The organism is Pseudomonas sp. Pf153 (assembly GCF_001269775.1).
Classification (GTDB): Bacteria; Pseudomonadota; Gammaproteobacteria; order Pseudomonadales; family Pseudomonadaceae; genus Aquipseudomonas; species Aquipseudomonas uvaldensis.
Genome location: NZ_LHVL01000025.1, coordinates 818,696 through 838,025 on the forward strand (window position 1 = coordinate 818,696; position 19,330 = coordinate 838,025).

General features: G+C 60.3%; 21 protein-coding genes. 11 read left to right on the plus strand and 10 right to left on the minus strand.

The genetic code is table 11. The annotated features are described in order from the left end of the window. Nucleotides 1-67 precede the first annotated feature (67 nt). Both AD666_RS18865 and cysB read left to right on the plus strand, forming a co-directional pair. Nucleotides 68-568 carry a universal stress protein gene (locus AD666_RS18865; RefSeq protein ID WP_053155163.1) on the plus strand — a complete coding sequence of 167 codons (501 nt, stop codon included), beginning with the start codon at nt 68-70 and terminating at the stop codon, nt 566-568. A gap of 118 nt (nt 569-686) precedes the next feature. Beyond that, complete coding sequence (cysB, locus tag AD666_RS18870) at nt 687-1,661, plus strand: HTH-type transcriptional regulator CysB (RefSeq protein WP_053155165.1); 975 nt, start codon at nt 687-689, stop codon at nt 1,659-1,661. 8 nt (nt 1,662-1,669) lie between these two features. On the opposite strand, the gene AD666_RS18875 is transcribed toward cysB, so the two are convergent. Next, on the minus strand, nt 1,670-2,152 hold the full coding sequence (locus tag AD666_RS18875) for a GreA/GreB family elongation factor (RefSeq protein WP_053155167.1): 483 nt from the start codon (nt 2,150-2,152) through the stop codon (nt 1,670-1,672). 2 nt (nt 2,153-2,154) lie between these two features. Next, the gene (locus AD666_RS18880) at nt 2,155-2,541 is read right to left on the minus strand and encodes a cytochrome b/b6 domain-containing protein (protein ID WP_053155170.1); all 387 of its coding nucleotides are present in this window, start codon (nt 2,539-2,541) and stop codon (nt 2,155-2,157) included. Nucleotides 2,542-2,661: 120 nt separating this feature from the next. Here AD666_RS18880 and earP point away from each other — a divergent pair, with 120 nt between their 5' ends. Both earP and AD666_RS18890 read left to right on the plus strand, forming a co-directional pair. Beyond that, nucleotides 2,662-3,795: an elongation factor P maturation arginine rhamnosyltransferase EarP gene (gene earP / locus AD666_RS18885; RefSeq protein ID WP_053155172.1), complete on the plus strand. Its 1,134-nt coding sequence runs from the start codon at nt 2,662-2,664 to the stop codon at nt 3,793-3,795. Nucleotides 3,796-3,843: 48 nt separating this feature from the next. After that, a complete protein-coding gene (locus AD666_RS18890) occupies nt 3,844-4,413 on the plus strand; it encodes an elongation factor P (protein WP_053155174.1) in 570 nt (189 codons plus the stop codon). Nucleotides 4,414-4,486: 73 nt separating this feature from the next. On the opposite strand, the gene AD666_RS18895 is transcribed toward AD666_RS18890, so the two are convergent. From AD666_RS18895 to AD666_RS18905, 3 genes are all read right to left on the minus strand, one after another. Next, a complete protein-coding gene (locus AD666_RS18895) occupies nt 4,487-5,500 on the minus strand; it encodes an alpha/beta hydrolase (RefSeq protein WP_053155176.1) in 1,014 nt (337 codons plus the stop codon). A 34-nt stretch (nt 5,501-5,534) separates the two neighbouring features. After that, nucleotides 5,535-5,954, minus strand: a complete 420-nt coding sequence (locus AD666_RS18900) for an organic hydroperoxide resistance protein (RefSeq protein ID WP_053155178.1) — start codon at nt 5,952-5,954, stop codon at nt 5,535-5,537. Nucleotides 5,955-6,323: 369 nt separating this feature from the next. Beyond that, nucleotides 6,324-6,785: a MarR family winged helix-turn-helix transcriptional regulator gene (locus tag AD666_RS18905; protein WP_053155180.1), complete on the minus strand. Its 462-nt coding sequence runs from the start codon at nt 6,783-6,785 to the stop codon at nt 6,324-6,326. 154 nt (nt 6,786-6,939) lie between these two features. On the opposite strand from AD666_RS18905, the gene AD666_RS18910 reads away from it, so the two are divergent. After that, nucleotides 6,940-7,689: a sulfite exporter TauE/SafE family protein gene (locus tag AD666_RS18910; RefSeq protein ID WP_053155182.1), complete on the plus strand. Its 750-nt coding sequence runs from the start codon at nt 6,940-6,942 to the stop codon at nt 7,687-7,689. Here the strand turns inward: AD666_RS18910 and AD666_RS18915 are convergent. Continuing rightward, entirely contained in the window at nt 7,679-8,533 is an 855-nt protein-coding gene (locus tag AD666_RS18915) for a LysR substrate-binding domain-containing protein (RefSeq protein ID WP_024776693.1), read from the minus strand. The genes AD666_RS18910 and AD666_RS18915 overlap by 11 nt on opposite strands. A 97-nt stretch (nt 8,534-8,630) precedes the next feature. On the opposite strand from AD666_RS18915, the gene AD666_RS18920 reads away from it, so the two are divergent. Together AD666_RS18920 and AD666_RS18925 are read left to right on the plus strand one after the other, a co-directional pair. Next, a complete protein-coding gene (locus AD666_RS18920; RefSeq protein WP_053155186.1) occupies nt 8,631-8,852 on the plus strand; it encodes a DUF1127 domain-containing protein in 222 nt (73 codons plus the stop codon). A 64-nt stretch (nt 8,853-8,916) separates the two neighbouring features. Continuing rightward, the gene (locus AD666_RS18925; RefSeq protein WP_053155188.1) at nt 8,917-10,146 is read left to right on the plus strand and encodes a winged helix-turn-helix domain-containing protein; all 1,230 of its coding nucleotides are present in this window, start codon (nt 8,917-8,919) and stop codon (nt 10,144-10,146) included. 133 nt (nt 10,147-10,279) lie between these two features. On the opposite strand, the gene AD666_RS18930 is transcribed toward AD666_RS18925, so the two are convergent. Further along, the gene (locus AD666_RS18930) at nt 10,280-11,626 is read right to left on the minus strand and encodes a class II 3-deoxy-7-phosphoheptulonate synthase (RefSeq protein WP_053155189.1); all 1,347 of its coding nucleotides are present in this window, start codon (nt 11,624-11,626) and stop codon (nt 10,280-10,282) included. Between the two features lie 154 nt (nt 11,627-11,780). Here AD666_RS18930 and AD666_RS18935 point away from each other — a divergent pair, with 154 nt between their 5' ends. Further along, nucleotides 11,781-12,536, plus strand: a complete 756-nt coding sequence (locus AD666_RS18935; RefSeq protein ID WP_053155191.1) for a spermidine synthase — start codon at nt 11,781-11,783, stop codon at nt 12,534-12,536. Between the two features lie 303 nt (nt 12,537-12,839). Then, complete coding sequence (locus tag AD666_RS18940; RefSeq protein ID WP_053155193.1) at nt 12,840-14,510, plus strand: DEAD/DEAH box helicase; 1,671 nt, start codon at nt 12,840-12,842, stop codon at nt 14,508-14,510. Between the two features lie 142 nt (nt 14,511-14,652). On the opposite strand, the gene AD666_RS18945 is transcribed toward AD666_RS18940, so the two are convergent. After that, complete coding sequence (locus AD666_RS18945) at nt 14,653-15,420, minus strand: class III extradiol ring-cleavage dioxygenase (protein WP_053155195.1); 768 nt, start codon at nt 15,418-15,420, stop codon at nt 14,653-14,655. A gap of 104 nt (nt 15,421-15,524) precedes the next feature. Here AD666_RS18945 and AD666_RS18950 point away from each other — a divergent pair, with 104 nt between their 5' ends. After that, nucleotides 15,525-16,178, plus strand: a complete 654-nt coding sequence (locus AD666_RS18950) for a thiopurine S-methyltransferase (RefSeq protein WP_053155197.1) — start codon at nt 15,525-15,527, stop codon at nt 16,176-16,178. 72 nt (nt 16,179-16,250) lie between these two features. Here the strand turns inward: AD666_RS18950 and htpX are convergent, their stop codons facing one another. Both htpX and AD666_RS18960 read right to left on the minus strand, forming a co-directional pair. Beyond that, nucleotides 16,251-17,138, minus strand: a complete 888-nt coding sequence (gene htpX / locus AD666_RS18955; RefSeq protein ID WP_053155198.1) for a protease HtpX — start codon at nt 17,136-17,138, stop codon at nt 16,251-16,253. A gap of 301 nt (nt 17,139-17,439) precedes the next feature. After that, nucleotides 17,440-18,651: a pyridoxal phosphate-dependent aminotransferase gene (locus AD666_RS18960; RefSeq protein ID WP_053155200.1), complete on the minus strand. Its 1,212-nt coding sequence runs from the start codon at nt 18,649-18,651 to the stop codon at nt 17,440-17,442. A gap of 221 nt (nt 18,652-18,872) precedes the next feature. Here AD666_RS18960 and msrB point away from each other — a divergent pair, with 221 nt between their 5' ends. Continuing rightward, nucleotides 18,873-19,268, plus strand: a complete 396-nt coding sequence (gene msrB, locus AD666_RS18965) for a peptide-methionine (R)-S-oxide reductase MsrB (protein ID WP_053155201.1) — start codon at nt 18,873-18,875, stop codon at nt 19,266-19,268. Nucleotides 19,269-19,330: the final 62 nt, after the last annotated feature.

Here is a 19,330-nt window from a genome sequence, read left to right on the forward strand (position 1 = left end):
CGTCGTAGTCCTCAAGGCACTGCTAAGCTGAATCCAACTCCGCCATTCTGGCACGCGAGGAGGTCACATGATTCGTTCGATGCTGTACGCCACAGACTTGGGGCTCTATGCCCCTTATGTGATGCAGCATGCCTTGGCGTTGGCACGGACGTTTGAAGCCGAGTTGTATGTGGTGCATGCGGTAGAGCCGATGGGGCTGTTCGCCGAATCGGTGTTGCAAAGCTATCTCGATGAGCAGGCGCTGAACGAATTTCATCGCCAGGGTCTGAATACGGTGATGGCCAATATCGAACAACGGGTACTCGACAGCTTTCGCGAGGAACTGGGGGAAGGGCAGCAGGACTTGAAGCTGATCAGATCGGTCAGGGTGTATCAGGGTGATCCTTCCCAGGTCATTCTCGAACAGGCTGCGAAACTCTCCGTCGATCTGCTGATCGTAGGCAGTCACTGCCAGGGAGCAAGTGGTGAGACGCCCCTGGGCAGGACCGCCGCACGGGTATTGCAGTTATCCCGGGTACCGGTCTACCTGGTGCCGCTGGTGCAGCGTCGGCGTCAGGGAGAGGCGTGAGGCTAAATGATGGCTTTTTTATAAAAAAGTTCTAGATTTATTGCGCAAACCATCCATATAGTTATATACCGTCGCTGTCGCTGATGCCCGTGGCGTCCAACTGCTTTGAGGGATACATATGAAGCTTCAACAACTGCGCTACATCTGGGAAGTGGCGCACCACGACCTCAACGTTTCCGCTACTGCGCAAAGCCTCTACACGTCGCAACCTGGCATCAGCAAGCAGATCCGCCTGTTGGAAGACGAACTGGGCGTAGAGGTATTTGCCCGCAGTGGCAAGCACCTGACCCGCGTCACCCCGGCGGGTGAGCGCATCATTACCACGGCCGGCGAAATCCTGCGCAAGGTCGAAAGCATCAAGCAGATTGCCCAGGAGTTCTCCAACGAGAAGAAAGGCACCCTGTCGATCGCTACCACTCACACCCAGGCACGTTACGCGCTGCCTCCGGTGATCAGCAATTTTATCAAGCAATACCCGGACGTGGCCCTGCACATGCATCAGGGCTCGCCGATGCAGATCGCCGAAATGGCCGCCGACGGCACCGTGGATTTTGCCATCGCTACCGAGGCCCTGGAGTTGTTCGGTGATTTGGTGATGATGCCCTGCTATCGCTGGAACCGTTGCGTGGCCGTGCCTCAGGGCCATCCATTGACGAAGCTGCCGAAGCTGACCCTCGAAGCGCTGGCCGAATACCCCATCGTCACGTACGTGTTCGGTTTTACCGGCCGGTCGAAACTCGATGAAGCCTTCAGCCATCGAGGGTTGACTCCGAAAGTGGTGTTCACCGCTGCCGACGCCGACGTGATCAAGACTTACGTGCGCCTGGGCCTGGGCGTGGGCATCGTGGCGAAGATGGCGGTCGATACCAAGCTCGACAGCGACCTGGTGGTGTTGGACGCCAGCGAATTGTTCGAATCGAGCGTGACCAAGATCGGTTTCCGCCGCGGCACCTTCCTGCGCGGGTTCATGTGCGATTTCATCGAGAAGTTCGCGCCGCACCTGACCCGCGAAGTCATGGCCAAGGCCATCCAGTGCCACAACAAGCAGGAGCTTGAAGAGTTGTTCGAAGGTGTCGAACTGCCGGTGCACTAACCCTTATTCTAGAACGCCTCGGTGACAGCGAACTGTTGCCGGGTGCCTCCCACGACGATCTCCACCTCATCACCTTCGAATTTGCCCAGCAGGCCCCGGCCCAGCGGTGAACGAGGGGTGATGACCGTGATGGGTTGCCCCACCAGCGAGACTTTCAACCCCGCGGCATCCGGTCCCAGGAACAACCATTGTTCGCGACCTTCCTCGTCTTCCAGCCCGATCAGCGTGCCCAGCTGGATGCCACGCTGCTCGTCGTACGGTCTGAGCGTCAGGTTCTGGCAAAGGGCGAGGGCTTGACGAATCTCCTCCACACGTCGGGCTTGTCCGGCAGCGAGGTAGGACGCTTCGAGGCCCAGGGTGTCGTATTTATTCTCGGCAATATTCTCTTCGTGGGTCGCGGCTTCGTAGGCGGTCTGTGCGGCGCGCTCGGCGATCTCCAGGTCGGCCTTGAGCCGGTCGAGAATCAACTGGTGGACGGTCTGTTTGTTCATGGTCATTCACAGAATTGCAGGACGTTGGCGCGGCTTTTCTCGCTGGGAGCGTTCTGATCCTGTTGCAGCCAGAACTGGCACTTGGGGTTGGACAGATTGCGGGGATTGTTGCGGGCCTGATCAAGGGCCTGGCGCTGCTCGTTCCGTTGCAGGTTCTGTTGGTACTGCTCGAACATCGGGGTAGGCGGTTCAGCCGGTGGCTGCATGGCGGGCGGTTGCGCCAGTTGATGCACGGCGGCAGCCACCGGAGCCAGTTGTTCACTGAACAGGAATTTCGACAGCAGCCAGCCGGTCAGAATGATGGCGAGGAAACCCAGCCATAATCCCAAGGCAATGCTGAGGGTCAGTTGCAAGGCACCAAGGCGTGGGGCGGATGGATGGTCGGGCATGGCTGCTTCCTGGCAGGGGCACGTAAAGCCGTGATTGTCGCATGAAGATTAATCGTCGTCGGCTCTTCTGCATCATCGGTTTATTCGGGACAATCGGCGCTTTGCCACGGGGAGTCGGGAATGGCTGTGCGTTGGGACATTTTTTGCACCGTCGTCGATAACTTTGGTGATATTGGCGTCACCTGGCGCCTGGCCCGGCAACTGGTGGCCGAGCATCGATGCGCCGTTCGGCTGTGGGTCGATGATCTGGGTGCTTTCGAGCGACTGTGTCCGGAAGTCGATGTCACGCTTGCGCAGCAGTGGCAACAAGGCGTGGATGTACGCCATTGGCCTCGGGAGTGGCTTCCCGCTGAAGCCGCCGATGTGGTGATCGCCGCGTTTGCCTGTCAATTGCCAAGCGCTTATATGGATGCGATGGCTGAACGTGAGGTGACGCCGCTGTGGATGAACCTCGACTACCTGAGCGCTGAAGATTGGGTTGTCGGGTGCCACGGATTACCGTCGGTCAAATACAAACACGTCCAGAAATACTTCTTTTTCCCTGGCTTTCGAGAAGGTACGGGGGGCTTGCTGCGTGAAGCGGGGTTACTGGAGCGACGGCAGCGGTTCCAGCAGAATGCCGAGGCGCAGGGCCGGTTCCTGCAAGGGCTGGGCGTGGAGCGGGTTCCAGACGCACGTCTGATTTCGCTGTTTGCTTACGAAAACACTGGCCTGGCGAGCTGGTTCGACGCGATGGCGGCCGATGTCCAGGCTGCTCATGTGTTGGTTCCCGAAGGGCGGGTGCTGGGGGACGTCGGGCGTTGGCTCGGGGTCGAAGGCCTGGCGGCAGGGGCGGTGCACCGACGCGGTGCCCTGACGGTGCAGGTGCTGCCGTTCGTCCGACAGGACCAGTACGACTCATTGCTTTGGTGTTGCGATTTCAACGCCGTGCGGGGCGAAGATTCTTTCGTGCGCGCCCAATGGGCCGGTCGACCGCTGCTCTGGCACATCTATCAACAGGAAGAAGACGTCCATCTGGAAAAGCTCGAAGCCTTTCTCGGGCTCTACACCCAGGGACTTTCTGAGTCGGCGCAAAAGGCGATGAGCGGCCTGTGGCGGGCATGGAATGCCGGCCAGGACATGGCCGGTCACTGGAAAAACACCTGCGAACAGCAGCAGGAACTGGCCGAACATGCCCAGGCGTGGTGTCTGGAACAGGCTTCGCGGTCCGATCTTGCCACGGCGCTGGTGAAGTTTTATGGAAATTGGATATGATACGCGGCCTAGATTTTTGTCAATCCCATCCAAATTCGGATATTCGCAATGAAAACTGGTAAAGAACTCAAACCCGGTACCGTGATTCGTATCGACAACGATCCTTGGCTGGTTCAGAAAGCTGAATTCACCAAGTCGGGTCGTAACAGCGCGATCATGAAGACCAAGCTGAAGAACCTGCTGACCGGTTACAAGACCGAAACCGTCTACGGTGCGGACGACAAGCTGGACGACGTGATCCTCGACCGCAAGGAAGCGACCCTGTCCTTCATCAGCGGCGATTCCTACACGTTCATGGACACCACTGACTACACCATGTACGAGCTGAACGCCGAAGACATCGAAAGCGTTCTGCCATTCGTTGAAGAAGGCATGACCGACGTCTGTGAAGCCGTATTCTTCGAAGGCCGCCTGGTATCCGTAGAACTGCCGACCACCATCGTGCGTCAGGTTGACTACACCGAAGGTTCCGCTCGCGGCGACACTTCCGGCAAGGTCATGAAGCCTGCCAAACTGAAGAACGGTACCGAACTGTCGGTCGCTGACTTCATCGAAATCGGCGACATGATCGAGATCGATACCCGCGACGGCGGTTCCTACAAAGGCCGCGCTAAATAAGCGAAGTCTTTTGCATGAAAAAGCCCGACCATTGAGTCGGGCTTTTTCATTTCTGATTGTGTAGAGCTACACGTTACTTCAAGTGCTGCTTGAGCTCTTCGGACACCTGCAACATCGCCGAGCGCACCGCGGGCACCTGGCTCACCACGTTGAGCAGGCCATAGTCGTGGATCATGCCGTTGTAGCGTACGGCGGTCACAGGCACGCCAGCGGCGTCCAGTTTGCGGGCATAGGCTTCGCCTTCGTCACGCAATACATCGGCTTCGGCGGTCTGCACCAATGCTGGCGGCAGGCCCTTGAGTTGCGCAGTGGTCGCCCGCAACGGTGAGGCGTAGATCTCGTTACGCTGCCCGGCGTCGGTGGTGTAGTTGTCCCAGAACCACTTCATCATGTTCTTGGTGAGGAAGTGCCCCTCGGCGAACTGGTTGTAGGACGCCGTCTCGAAGCTGGCATCGGTCACCGGCCACAGCAGGGCCTGGAACCGAATCGCCGGTGTGCCTTTGTCCTTGGCCATCAGGGCCACGACGGCCGCCATGTTGCCGCCGACGCTATTACCCGCTACAGCCAGGCGTTTGCCATCGACATTGATCTGCTTGCCATGCTCGGCCACCCATTTTGTCGCGGCGTAGGCCTGGTTGATTGCCACCGGGTAATGCGCTTCAGGTGAAGGCGTGTAGTTGACGAACACCGCAACCGCCCCCGATCCCGCCACCAAGTCCCGGACCAGCCTTTCATGGGTCGGGAAGTCCCCCAGTACCCAGCCGCCGCCGTGGAAAAACATGAACGCGGGCAGCTCACCCTTGACGCCGGCCGGACGAACGATGGTCAGGTTGATTGCCTGTCCATCGACCTGAATGGTTTTCTCGCTGACCTCAGCCTTGGGCAAGGTCAGCTTTACACCTGCCTGGGCGCCGCTCAGTACCGCACGGGCGTCCTTGGGCGACAGTTGCTCCAGGGGTTTACCGGTGCCGGCGTTCAGGGCATCGAGGAACGCCTGGGTGTTGTGTTCGACGATGCCGTTGGCAAAGGCGCTGCTGACGCTGAGTGCGAGAAGGGTGCCGGTCAGGGCTTTGCTGAATGTGTTCATGTGGGTCTCCTTGGATTCGGTGCCGGGTCGGTGGTTAAACGGTTACGTGCAGGCGTACATCGACGTTGCCACGGGTGGCGTTGGAGTACGGGCAGACCTGATGAGCCGCTTCCACCAGGCTTTGCGCATCGGCCTGGTCCAGGCCGGGCAGGCTGATGTGCAGGTCAATGTCGAGACCGAAGCCACCGGGGATCTGGCCGATGCCGACATGGGCGGTGATCGAGGCATCGTCCGGGATCTTGCGTTTACTCTGGCCGGCGACGAATTTCAACGCGCCGATGAAGCAGGCCGAGTAGCCCGCGGCAAACAGCTGTTCCGGGTTGGTCGCCGCACCGCCTGCGCCACCGAGTTCCTTGGGCGTGGCGAGTTTGACGTCGAGGATGTTGTCGCTGGAGATTGCACGACCGTCACGGCCGCCGGTGGAGGTTGCGATTGCGGTATAGAGAGTTTTCATGATGTTTGCCTCGTTCTCAGTGGTCGTTTGCGCTAAATGTTTGTGCGCTAAGTAGGTGTGAGACGAATATAGTTCGTTAATATTTAGCGCGCAAGATAAATTTTTGAGAAGCGCGCGAATCAACAAGCTGAAAAGCTCTGCAACCATTGAATTAGAGCGGTTTGTGATGGGGAAAAATTTTTTGTGGGAGCATGGCAGGTCAATGCCGTGGGCTAGTTGAGAACTGTGTGGGAGCGGGCTTGCTCGCGAACGCGGAGGGTCGGTTTGTGATGAGATTGGTGTACCGCCTTCGTGAACAAGCCCGCTCCCACTGGATCAGCTCGATATCTGTAGGAGGGCGAGCCTGTCCGCGATGCGGTGAATATGCCTTCAGAGGCTGTCCTGCAGATTTGCGCGCAATGCCTGCAGGTCCATTTGCAGTTTCTTCAGCTGCTCCAGCGTCTGGCCACTGGAGGCGAGGATGCACTGGGGAATGTCGAGGGCTTTTTCCCGCAGGGCGCGGCCTCGTTCGGTCAGTTCGATATTCACCACACGCTCGTCTTCCCGGCTGCGGGTGCGGCTCAGCAGGCCCTCGGCCTCCAGACGCTTGAGCAGTGGGGTCAAGGAGCCGGGATCGGTCAGCAGGCGGTTGCTGATCTCGCCTACGGTCAAACCGTCTTTTTCCCACAAAACCATCATGGCGAGGTATTGCGGATACGTCAGGCCCAGGGCCTGCAACAGGGGCTTGTAGACCTTGGTCATCAACAGCGAGGTGGAATGCAAGGCAAAGCACACCTGATTGTCGAGCAGCAGGGCTTCGCAGGCTTCAGGGGTGTCGCGCTGGGTGCTCATGGGTAAAACCTTCATCAATGAATACAGTGAACGTCACAAATCTAGCGGGTGAATCTTTAATGCGCCAGATAATTCCGATGTATCGAGCGGACATCACGTTCCCCCCAAGGCATTGACTGCGTAGGATATGTGCCTTGATGAAGAGGAGTCGTCTGTGATCGAGAGTCTGTTGTATCTGGTATTGGGTGCTGCATTGGGCACCTTGGGGGGATTGTTCGGTATCGGTGGTGGACTGATCGCGATTCCAGTGCTGGGCGTCTGGTTCGGTCTTGACCAGCAGATTGCTCAAGGCACGGCGCTTGTCATGGTGGTCCCCAACGTGATGCTCGCGTTGTGGCGTTATCACCAGCGTAACCGTATCGAGCTGCGTCACGTGCTGCCGCTGGCCACGATGGGTTTCTGCTTTGCCTGGCTGGGCTCGATCTGGGCCGTCGGCATCGATTCGGAGAGCATGCGGATCGGCTTCGTGGTGTTCCTGATCGTCCTGGCAGCCTACAACCTGATCCGCATGTTCACCGCGACTGCGCCGGCATCGGCGCAGATGCGATATGGCTGGCCATGGCTGGGTGTGCTGGGTGCGGTATCCGGTACCATGGGCGGTCTGTTCGGTGTAGGCGGGGCGGTCGTCGCGACGCCGATCCTGACCAGCCTGTTCGGCACCACTCAAGTGGTTGCCCAGGGTTTGTCGCTGTCCCTGGCCCTGCCCAGCACCGGCGTGACCCTCGCCACCTATGCCTTTCACCATCAGGTGGACTGGTGGATCGGATTGCCACTGGCCGCGGGTGGCCTGTTGAGCATCAGTTGGGGGGTGAAAGTCGCCCACGCCATGCCGGAACGGCTGCTGCGGGCACTGTTCTGTGGCTTCCTGGTGGTCTGCGCGGTGCTGCTCGCCCTTAAAGTTTGAAGCCTTCGACGATGTGCTCGGCCAGGCATTCGGTGATCGGCGATGGATTATGCAGGTTGCGGATCAGCATGATGCTGGCCTCGGGCAGTTCCGGCAGGTTTTCCGCCTCGCCCAGCACGCGCATGTCCGGCGTCAGCAGGCTTTCCAATTGCGCGGTGATCGCCAGGCCCGCGCCCACCACGGCCATGAGCGCCGACAGGCTGGAGCTGTTGTAGGCCACGCGATACTCGCGGCCCATGGCATCCAGCGCATTGCAGGCCCATTGCCGGCAGAAACAGTCACTGTTGAACATCGCCAGCGGCAGCGGTGTTTTTTCGTGGGCGCTGAAACAGGCCGCTTCGGCCCAGACGAAGCGTTCCTTGCGCAGCAACTGGCCTATCTCGTCTCCCGGTTTACGGGTGACGATGGACAGGTCCAGGTCCTGGCGCAGTAACAGCTGCTTGGACGACTCGCAGTGCACCTCGATTTCGATCAGCGGATAGAACTGGGCAAAACGTTGCAGGATGCCCGGCAGGAACCGCATGACGTAGTCGTCCGGGGTGCCGATGCGCACCGTGCCGACCATGTGCGGTTCGCGCAAGGTATTGAACACTTCACTGTGCAGCTTGAGGATTCGCCGGGCGTAGCCCAACAGCACCTGGCCTTCGGCGGTGAGCTTGACTTGCCGCCCGTCACGCTCGAACAGTCGGCGCTGCAATACATCTTCTTCCAGGCGCTTCATCTGCATGCTGACGGCCGACTGGGTGCGGTTCACCAGTTCACCGGCGCGCGTGAAACCGCCCTGGTCAGCGATGGCGACGAAGGTTCGTAGCACTTCCGTATCGATGCTGGGGTAACTCGACAATGGATCAATCTCCGAGATGTATTGCATCAGAAACATTCGTTGGATTGATCTTAGCTGTGGCGCGAGACTTGAACCACCCCCAACGGAGGACATCACGATGAAAGGTCAGAAAGGATACATATCGATCGATAAACACTCATCCCACCGGTTTTCCCTCGGCGAGCTGTTCCACAAGTTTAGCCGCTGGTATGAATTGCACCACGAGCGCGAATTGCTCGCCGGTTTAAGCGACGAGGCGCTCAAGGACATCGGCGTCAGCCGTGCGGATGTTGAACAGGAAGTGGTTCGGCCGTTCTGGGATGACCCCATGCACAAATGAGCCATCCTTCCCTACACAAATCGACTCTTGGTGAGGTAGGTTGCGAGCAGACAAGGAGATCTCCATGCCCGCGACTGCATCCTTTACCCTCAAACAGGCCCGGCGTCTGGCGTTGGCCGCCCAGGGATTCGATGGGCGGCTGCCGCCGGCTTCGGTGCAACCCTCTCGCCTCAACCGTCTGATCGAACGCCTCGGCGTGCTGCAGATCGATTCGGTCAATGCGCTGGTGCGCTCGCATTACCTCCCGCTGTTCTCCCGCCTCGGTCACTACAATCCCGATTTGCTCGATCAAGCGGCCTGGAGCCAGGGGCGACGTCGTACCTTGTTCGAATACTGGGGCCACGAAGCTTCCCTTTTGCCCTTGTCGATGTATCCGCTGATGCGCTGGCGCATGGCCCGTGCGTCCCAGGGTGAAGGCATTTACCAACAACTGGCGCGTTTTGGCCAGGAACGCCAGGACGTCATCCGCCGTGTCCTGGCTTCGGTGCGGGAGCAGGGTGCCCTGGGTGCGGGCAGCTTGTCCACTCGCCAGGAAAAGGCCGGGCCCTGGTGGGACTGGAGCGCCGAGAAGCACGCGTTGGAATGGCTGTTCGCCGCGGGAGAGGTCACGGTGGCGGGGCGGCGTGGTTTCGAACGGCTGTACGACTTGCCGGAACGGGTACTCCCGGCCTCGGTCCTGCAACAACCTCTGCCGGACGAGGCCCAGGCCCAGCGTGCGTTATTGCTGCATGCCGCCGATGCCTTGGGCGTCGGCACCGAGAAGGACTTGCGCGATTACTTCCGCCTCGATCCCGCCGACAGCCGGGTGCGGCTGGCCGAGCTGGAGGAGGCCGGCGAGTTGATGCGCTGTCAGGTGCAGGATTGGAAGCAGCCCGCGTGGTGCCGGCCCGCCCCGAAAATCCCCCGCAAGGTGGCGGCCAGTGCCTTGTTATCGCCGTTCGATTCGCTGGTCTGGGAGCGCAGCCGTACCGAGCGGTTGTTCGACTTTCGTTATCGATTGGAAATCTACACCCCGGCCCACAAGCGGGTGTATGGCTATTACGTGTTGCCGTTCCTGCATAACGAACGCATCGCGGCGCGTGTTGATCTGCGGGCCGAGAGAGCCCAGGGCCGGCTGGCGGTGCATGCCGTGCACGAGGAAGAACCGGGGTTGGACGAGGAGGGGATGCAGGCGTTAGCGGCGAACTTGCATCGTCTGGCTGACTGGCTGGGGTTGGAGCGGGTACAGCTTAATTGTCGGCGGGTGGGTGGGGTTCGGTTGGCGGGGGCATTGGCCGAGATCTCGGGTGACTGATCTGGCGCTATCGCGAGCAGGCTCGCTCCCACAGTGGAATGCTGACGAACACAGGATCTGTGCGCGACGCGGTCAATGTGGGAGCGAGCCTGCTCGCGATGAGGGAATCACAGGCGCTGCATAATCACCTGACTCACCGCCGAACCTGCTTCAACGTCTCGGCAATCAAGAACGCCAGCTCCAGCGACTGGTCGGCGTTCATCCGTGGGTCGCAATGGGTGTGGTAGCGGTCTGACAGCCCATCCTCGGTGATGGGCCGCGCGCCGCCGATGCATTCGGTGACGTTCTGGCCGGTCATTTCGATGTGGATGCCGCCGGCATAGGTGCCTTCGGCTTCGTGGACCTGGAAGAACTGTTTCACTTCGCCAAGGATCTGCGCGAAATCCCGGGTCTTGTAGCCGCTGCTGGCCTTGATGGTATTGCCGTGCATCGGGTCCGAACTCCACAGCACCTGCTTGCCTTCACGCTGCACGGCGCGCAGCAGGGATGGCAGGTGGTCGCCGACCTTGTTCGCACCCATCCGCGCGATCAGGTTCAGGCGGCCCGGATCGTTGTCCGGGTTGAGCACATCGATCAGGCGGATCAGGTCGTCAGGGTCCATGGTCGGCCCGACCTTGACCCCGATCGGGTTGTTCACGCCGCGCAGGAATTCGACATGGGCACCGTCCAGCTGACGGGTGCGATCACCGATCCAGAGCATGTGGGCCGAGCAGTCGTAATAATCGTTGGTCAGGCTGTCACGGCGCACGAAGGCTTCTTCGTAATTGAGCAGCAGGGCTTCGTGGGCGGTGAAGAAGCTGGTTTCGCGCAGTTGCGGCGAGCTGTCCATGCCGCAGGCGCGCATGAACGCCAGGGTTTCGTCGATGCGGTCGGCCAGGTGGCTGTATTTTTCTGCCAGGGCCGAGTTGGCGATGAAGTCCAGGTTCCATTTGTGCACCTGATGCAGGTCGGCGAACCCGCCCTGGGCGAACGCCCGCAGCAGGTTCAACGTGGCCGTCGACTGGTGGTAGGACTGCAGCAGGCGCTCCGGGTCCGGCACTCGGCTCTGTTCGTCGAAGCCGATGCCGTTGACGATATCGCCCCGGTAGGCCGGCAGGGTCACGCCGTCGATGGTTTCTTCGTTGGCCGAGCGCGGCTTGGCGAACTGTCCGGCCATGCGCCCGACCTTGACCACCGGACAGCCGGCGGCGAAGGTCATCACGATCGCCATCTGCAACAGCACCTTGAACGTATCGCGGATCTTGGCCGCCGAGAATTCGGCAAAGCTTTCGGCGCAGTCGCCGCCCTGCAGCAAAAAGGCACGGCCCTGGGTCACTTCGGCGAACTGACGGCGCAACTCCCGCGCCTCTCCGGCAAACACCAGCGGCGGATAGCTGGCCAGGGTCTGCTCGACACGCAGCAGATGCGCCGCGTCGGGGTAGCGGGGTTGTTGCTGGATCGGCAGGGCGCGCCAGCTGTCAGGGCTCCAGGGTTGGCTCATCATGATCTCTAGGTGGTTTACGCTCGGGCGGTCATGTTATCAGCAAATTAGTGCGTGACCTGCTCCCGTCGCATGGCCGACAATCGCGCTTTTGCCCAGGCTGCCCATTGGCTTGGCCCGTTGTGAGGCGCTTCGGTTGCCATCAGGAGATGAAATGACAGAGGAGCGCGTCGAGCATCTGCTCGCCGAGGTGCACGATGAGTTCGGCATGATCCGGGTGTTCGAAGTGGCCGACTACCGGTTCCTCGAGTTCGGCGACGCCATTGAGCAAAGCTGTGTGTTCACTGCCGATCCCAGCTGGCTCGAATACGATTACACCCGTGCCATGCTGATCGGTGCGTTATGTCATGAGCAGCCGGAAAGCGCGCTTTTCCTGGGGTTGGGGGCCGGTACGCTGACCCAGGCCTGTCTCAAGTTCCTGCCGCTGGAAGACGTCGAGGCCATCGAGTTGCGCCCCGATGTACCGCGCCTTGCGATCGAATACTTGGGGCTGGACGACGATCCGCGCTTGTATATCCGGGTCGGCGACGCCCTGGAGCTGCTGGAAACCGCCGAGCCTGCAGACCTGATCTTCGTCGATCTCTATACCGATGTCGGCCCCGGCGTCGGGCATCTGGCCTGGGGGTTCCTGGAGGATTGTCAGAAACGCCTGAACCCGGGCGGCTGGCTGGTGATCAACCAATGGGCCACCGATGACGGCAAGCCCTTGGGCGCGGCTCTATTGCGCGGCCTGTACCACCGGCATTACTGGGAATTGCCGGTGAAGGAAGGCAATGTGATCCTGATCGTGCCGGCGGACCTGGAGCAGGCCGTGGACCTGGAAGGGCTGGTTGCCCGGGCCGAGGCGCTGGCGCCGCGATTGGGCTATTCGTTGCTGCCGTTGATCAAGGCGATCCGGCCTGCGACCTGATACAAGCGTGGCACCCACATTCCTCAGGATGAAACGGTTTAGCGACTGTAAAAAAAGCTCCCTTTTCGGGCGAATTCCGGTATAGTGCGCGCCGGCCTTTAGCCGGGCCGCGTCAAGACAGCGCAGTTACGAAGCCAGCTTCGGTTGCATGTCCGTATAACGGACGCTTTCTCGACGTTCTTTTTCATTCATTCGTTTTCGCAAATCCCCGCCGACAAAGCTGCCAGGGCGACTCTTGAGTCTCAACACGGCATGCGCAGCTTTGGAGCATGGGTCTTTGCGGATGCACTTAGAGGCAGACCCATGACCCAGGAAATCGGCGGCTTCGCCGCTCTTGAACTTCATCCCAATATTGTCGCTGCAGTAGTCGCTACCGGCTATGAAGAGCCTTCGGCCATTCAGCAGCAGTCGATCCCGATCATTCTCGCCGGTCACGATATGATTGGCCAGGCGCAAACCGGTACGGGTAAAACCGCCGCGTTCGCCCTGCCGATCCTGCACCGCATTGATCCGTCCAAGCGCGAGCCGCAAGCTCTGATCCTGGCCCCAACCCGCGAGTTGGCGCTGCAAGTTGCAACCGCTTTCGAAACCTACGCCAAGCAGATGCCGGGCGTGACTGTCGTGGCTGTCTACGGCGGCGCGCCGATGGGCCCACAACTGAAAGCAATCCGTAATGGCGCACAGATCGTTGTCGCCACGCCGGGCCGTCTGTGCGACCACCTGCGTCGCGACGAAAAAGTCCTGGCTACCGTGAACCACCTGGTTCTCGACGAAGCCGACGAAATGCTCAAGCTGGGCTTCATGGATGACCTGGAAGTGATCTTCAAGGCCATGCCGGAAACCCGCCAGACTGTACTGTTTTCGGCCACCCTGCCGCAGTCGATCCGTGCGATCGCCGAGCGTCATCTGAAAGACCCGAAACACGTCAAGATCCAGAGCAAGACCCAGACCGTCACCGCGATCGAGCAGGCTCATCTGCTGGTTCACGCCGACCAGAAGACCTCTGCCGTCCTGAGCCTGCTGGAAGTCGAGGATTTCGACGCCCTGATCATGTTCGTGCGCACCAAGCAAGCGACCCTGGACCTGGCCAGCGCCCTGGAAGCCAAAGGCTACAAAGCCGCTGCGCTGAACGGTGACATTGCCCAGAACCAGCGCGAGCGCGTGATCGACTCCCTCAAGGATGGCCGTCTGGACATCGTTGTGGCGACCGACGTTGCGGCCCGTGGCCTGGACGTTCCGCGCATCACCCACGTCTTCAACGTGGACATGCCGTACGATCCGGAATCCTACGTTCACCGTATCGGCCGTACCGGTCGTGCCGGTCGCGAAGGTCGTGCGTTGCTGCTGGTCACTCCTCGTGAGCGCCGCATGCTGCAAGTGATCGAGCGTGTGACCGGTCAGAAGGTTGCGGAAGTCCGCCTGCCGGATGCCCAGGCCGTTCTGGATGCTCGCATCAAGAAACTGACCAACAGCCTGTCGCCGCTGGTAGCGGATGCCGAGTCGACTCACGGTGATCTGCTCGATCGCCTGACTGCCGACATCGGTTGCAGCCCGCGTGCCCTGGCCGCCGCCCTGTTGCGCAAGGCGACCAATGGACAGGCGCTGGACCTGGCTGCGATCGAGAAGGAGCGTCCGCTGGTACCGAACAGCACGCCTCGTGGCGACCGTCCTGAGCGCGGTGACCGTCCGGATCGTGGTGATCGTGAGCGCCGTGCGCCGATCCCGCTGGCCGAAGGTCGTGCCCGCTGCCGTACCGCACTGGGTGCCCGTGACGGCATCGCCGCCAAGAACCTGCTGGGTGCCATCCTCAACGAAGGTGGTCTGGCGCGGGAAGCCATCGGTCGCATCCAGGTACGTGACAGCTTCAGTCTGGTGGAACTGCCGGAAGAAGGCCTGGAGAAGTTGCTGACCAAGCTCAAGGACACTCGCGTGGCTGGCAAGCAACTCAAGCTGCGTCGTTATCGCGAAGATTGATCGGCTTGCCTGCTGACTGATCGAGCATAAAAAATCCCCGACTGGTTCGGGGATTTTTTTTGCCTGTTGTCCGGTGCTTTTCCTGTAGTTGGAGTCGCCTCGATCGCGAACCTGCTTGCGATCGAGGCGACTCGGGGTATGGTCAATCGAACCTATAAATGTCCATCCCCAACGCCCCCATCGTGAACCCTTGGTGAGCCACGCTGAATCTTCCCCCGGCGCTTCGGGCAAAATACAGCGGCAACAGGTGCTCGTCGCTGGGGTGACTGCGCACGGCATTGGGTGCCTGGCGGCGATAGTCATGCAGCGCGACCTCATCATCGGCCGCCAGTTTTTCCACGATCCAATCCCGAAACGCCTTCGCCCACGGTTCGATGCTTTCAGGGCCAGCATTCCAATCGAGGTCGCGCAGGTTGTGGGTGATGCTGCCGGAGCCAATCAACAGGATGTCGTCCTGGCGCAAGTTCGCCAGCGCTCTGCCGACCTGGGTCTGCAAGGTCGGTCCCTGATGGCTGGGCAGGGAAACCTGCACCACCGGGATATCGGCCTCGGGATACATCAAGGCCAGCGGTACCCAGACGCCGTGATCAGAGGGACGTTGAGTGTCAAGGTGCGCGGGCAGTTGCGCAGCGTTGAGCAGGTCCGCCACCTTCGCCGCCAGCTCGGGGTTTCCCGGTGCGGGATACTGCACCTGATACAGCGCGGGCGGAAAACCGCCGAAATCGTGCCAGGTACGCGGCTGTGGGTTGGCGCTGACCTGCAGCTCGTTGCTCTCCCAGTGGGCGGACACAATGACGATGGCTTTGGGCCTGGGCAGTTGAGCGGCAAGGCGAGCCAGCGCAGGGCCGCTGTCGCCGGGCTCCAGAGCGAGCATTGGCGAGCCATGTGAGATAAACAGGCTGGGCAGCATGAAACGGCTCCTGAACGTTAAGATGTCGTCATCTTCCATCAGGCTTATGATCGGAATCTAATATAAGTTTTAGCCCGTTTTCATCGATATTTTTGGAGCACATCATGGACCCTGCGTTTTGGCATCAGCGATGGTCGGCCAATCAGATCGGCTTTCACTTGCCGGAAGTGAATCCCTATCTGCATCGTTTCTGGTCGCGGCTGGCGTTGGAGCAGGGCAGTCGGGTGCTCGTGCCATTGTGCGGCAAGACCCTGGACCTGCTGTGGCTCGCCCATGAGGGCCATTCGGTGTTGGGCGTGGAGTTATCGGAAAAAGCCATCACCGATTTCTTCCAGGAGCATCGATTGGAGCCGAGCGTGAGCGAAGAGGGGGTGTTCAAGGTCTTCCGTGCTGGTGACATCGAGCTCCGTTGCGGTGATTTCTTCGCCTTGACGGCAGAGGATGTGGCCGACTGCACGGCGTTATACGATCGGGCGGCGTTGATTGCCTTGCCTGCGCCGATGCGCGAACAGTATGCCGCTCACCTTCAGAGTCTCTTGCCGGACTGTGTCGGCCTGCTGATCACCCTGGATTACGACCAGGCGCAGATGCCCGGACCACCCTTTGCCGTGGGGGATGATGAGGTGCAGCGGCTGCTGGGGAGCAACTGGCGACTGGAGGTCTTGCAGGAGCAGGATGTGCTGGGGGAAAGCTGGAAGTTCTTGCAGGCTGGGGTGACGAGGTTGGATGAGCGAGTTTATCGGGTTTCAAATCGCTGATGTGGGGAGCGGGAGAGGCGACACAAAAAGAAGCCCGCATCGCTGCGGGCTTCTTTTTGTCGTTCGAACTGATCAGCCGCGACGACGCAGTGCGTCGATACGCTCTTCCAGCGGCGGGTGGCTCATGAACAGGCGAGCCAGGCCCTGTTTGATGCCGCCGTTGATGCCAAACGCATTCAGGGTGTCGGGCATGAGCACCGGCAGGCCTTGTTCGGCACGCAGGCGCTGCAGGGCGCCGATCATGGCGCCGGTGCCAGCCAGGCGGGCGCCGGCGTCGTCGGCGCGGAATTCGCGTTTGCGCGAGAACCACATGACGATGGCGCTGGCGAGGATGCCCAGGACCAGCTCGGCGAAGATGGTCGCCACGTAGTAGGCGATACCCTGGCCTTCTTCGTTCTTGAAGATCACCTTGTCGACGAAATTACCGATGATGCGGGCGAAGAACATCACGAAGGTGTTCACCACGCCCTGGATCAGCGCCAGGGTCACCATGTCGCCATTGGCGACGTGGCCGATCTCGTGGGCCAGCACCGCCTTGACTTCATCGGGCGAGAATCGCTCGAGCAGGCCCTGGCTGACCGCGACCAGCGCGTCGTTCTTGTTCCAGCCGGTGGCGAAGGCGTTGGCTTCGTAGGCCGGGAAGATCCCGACCTCCGGCATCTTGATGCCGGCTTCGCGGGACAGCTGCTCGACGGTCTGCAGCAGCCATTGTTCATGGCGAGTGCGCGGCTGGCTGATGATCTGGGTGCCGGTGCTCATCTTCGCCATCCACTTGGAGATGAACAGCGAGAACAGGGAGCCGGCGAAACCGAACACCGCACAGAAGATCAGCAGCTGATTGAGGTTGAGATCAACCCCATTGGCCGCCATGAACCCGTTGAAGCCGAACAGGCTCAGGGTGATGCTGGCAATCAGCACGACCGCCAGGTTAGTGGCCAAGAACAGCAGGATGCGCATCATGGTGGTAGCAAACTCCTCATGCTTAGGATGTAGCGTTATGCGGGGTATATAAGGTGCTGTAGCAGCCTATTCAACTCACCGACTATTTCAAACTGTGTCCTACAGGCTTCCCAAATGATTGAAAGATTTTTCTGAAAGTACCAGAGGAGTGAAATATGCCGCCTTTCCCCCGTGAGCATGGGGGCCTGCAGCCCATCGGGTGCTGGACAGTCAGTGTAGAAGGCCCCTCAAAACCGACTGAACAGATATGTTGCTGAATCAGTCAGCGCGCGAGGCGAGGTGCCTCGCACGCTGAACCGGCTTATTGACGGTAGGACTTGAGGAAATTGCCGATACGGCCAATGGCCTGCTCCAGGTCATCGACCCGCGGTAGGGTCACGACGCGGAAATGGTCCGGCCACGGCCAGTTGAACGCCGTGCCCTGGACGATCAGCAGCTTTTCGGACAGAAGCAGGTCGAGTACGAATTTTTCGTCGTTGTGGATCGGGCAGACTTTCGGATCGATCCGTGGAAAGGCGTAGAGCGCGCCCATCGGCTTGACGCAACTGACGCCGGGAATGTCATTGAGCAGTTCCCAGGTGCGGTTGCGCTGTTCCAGCAGCCGGCCCGGGGGCAATACCAGGTCGTTGATGCTCTGGTAGCCGCCCAGCGCCGTCTGGATGGCGTGCTGGCTCGGTACGTTGGCGCACAGGCGCATGTTGGCCAGCATGTCGATGCCTTCGATGTAGCTCTGGGCGTGATGCTTGGGCCCGGAAATGGCAATCCAGCCGGAGCGGAAACCCGCCACGCGGTAGGATTTGGACAAGCCGTTGAAGGTCAGGCACAACAGGTCCGGGGCCAGGGAGGCGGTGCAGATGTGGACGGCATCGTCGTACAGGATCTTGTCGTAGATCTCGTCGGAGAACACCACCAGATTGTGCTGGCGGGCCAGCTCCAGCATGCCCAGCAGCACTTCCCTGGAGTAGACCGCGCCGGTCGGGTTGTTCGGGTTGATGATCACCAGTGCCTTGGTGTTCGGCGTGATTTTGGCCTTGATGTCCGCCAGATCGGGGAACCAGTTGGCCTGTTCGTCGCAGAGGTAATGCACCGGGTTGCCACCGGACAGGCTCACGGCAGCGGTCCACAGTGGGTAGTCCGGGGCCGGTACCAGCACCTCGTCACCGTTGTTGAGCAGTGCCTGCATCGACATCACGATCAGCTCGGACACACCGTTGCCCAGGTAGATGTCCTCGATGCCGACGCCTTCGACCTGCTTCTGCTGGTAATACTGCATCACCGCCTTGCGGGCGCTGAACAGGCCCTTGGAGTCGCTGTAGCCCTGGGCGGTCGGCAGGTTGCGGATCACGTCCTGGAGAATTTCATCGGGCGCTTCGAAACCAAAGGGTGCCGGGTTGCCGATGTTCAGCTTGAGGATGCGATGGCCTTCCTCTTCCAGGCGTTTGGCGTGCTTGAGCACCGGGCCGCGAATGTCGTAGCAGACGTTGGCGAGCTTGTTCGATTTGCTGACCTGCATGGCGATGTGTTCCCGAAAATGAACGATCCAGGCGGGCGCCTCGACGACCGCACTGGTGATCCTGCGTCTGTACCCGGGCTTGACGCGGCATGGGCGTCACAATCCGTTTGAATACGCAGGACGCGACTGCCAGACTGGCATCTGACGAGGCGCAATCATACGTGCCGCCCGACCCGTGGAAAAGCGTCGGATCGGGCTTTTTCAATTGCCGAGGCAAGACGATGGAAAAGTTGCAGAAAACCCTTGAAGAGTGGCACGCCATGCTCGATCCGGAGCAGTACAACGTTTGTCGATTGAAAGGTACCGAACGACCGTTCTCCGGTAAGTACAACGCCACCAAGACCGATGGCGTGTACCACTGCATCTGCTGCCACGAGCCGCTGTTCGATTCGCACACCAAGTTCGATTCCGGCTGCGGCTGGCCGAGCTTCTACGCGCCTATCGAGGGCAACGCGGTGATGGAGGTGCGGGACATGAGCCACGGCATGATCCGTACGGAGGTGGTGTGCGCCAAGTGTGATGCCCACCTGGGGCATGTATTCCCCGACGGCCCGCCGCCGACGGGATTGCGCTATTGCATCAACTCGGTGTGCCTGGACCTCGTGGCCCGCGAATAAACCCCTGTAGGAGCGAGGCCTTGCTCCTACAGGCCTTGCTCTTGAACAGTCTATGGCGTTGG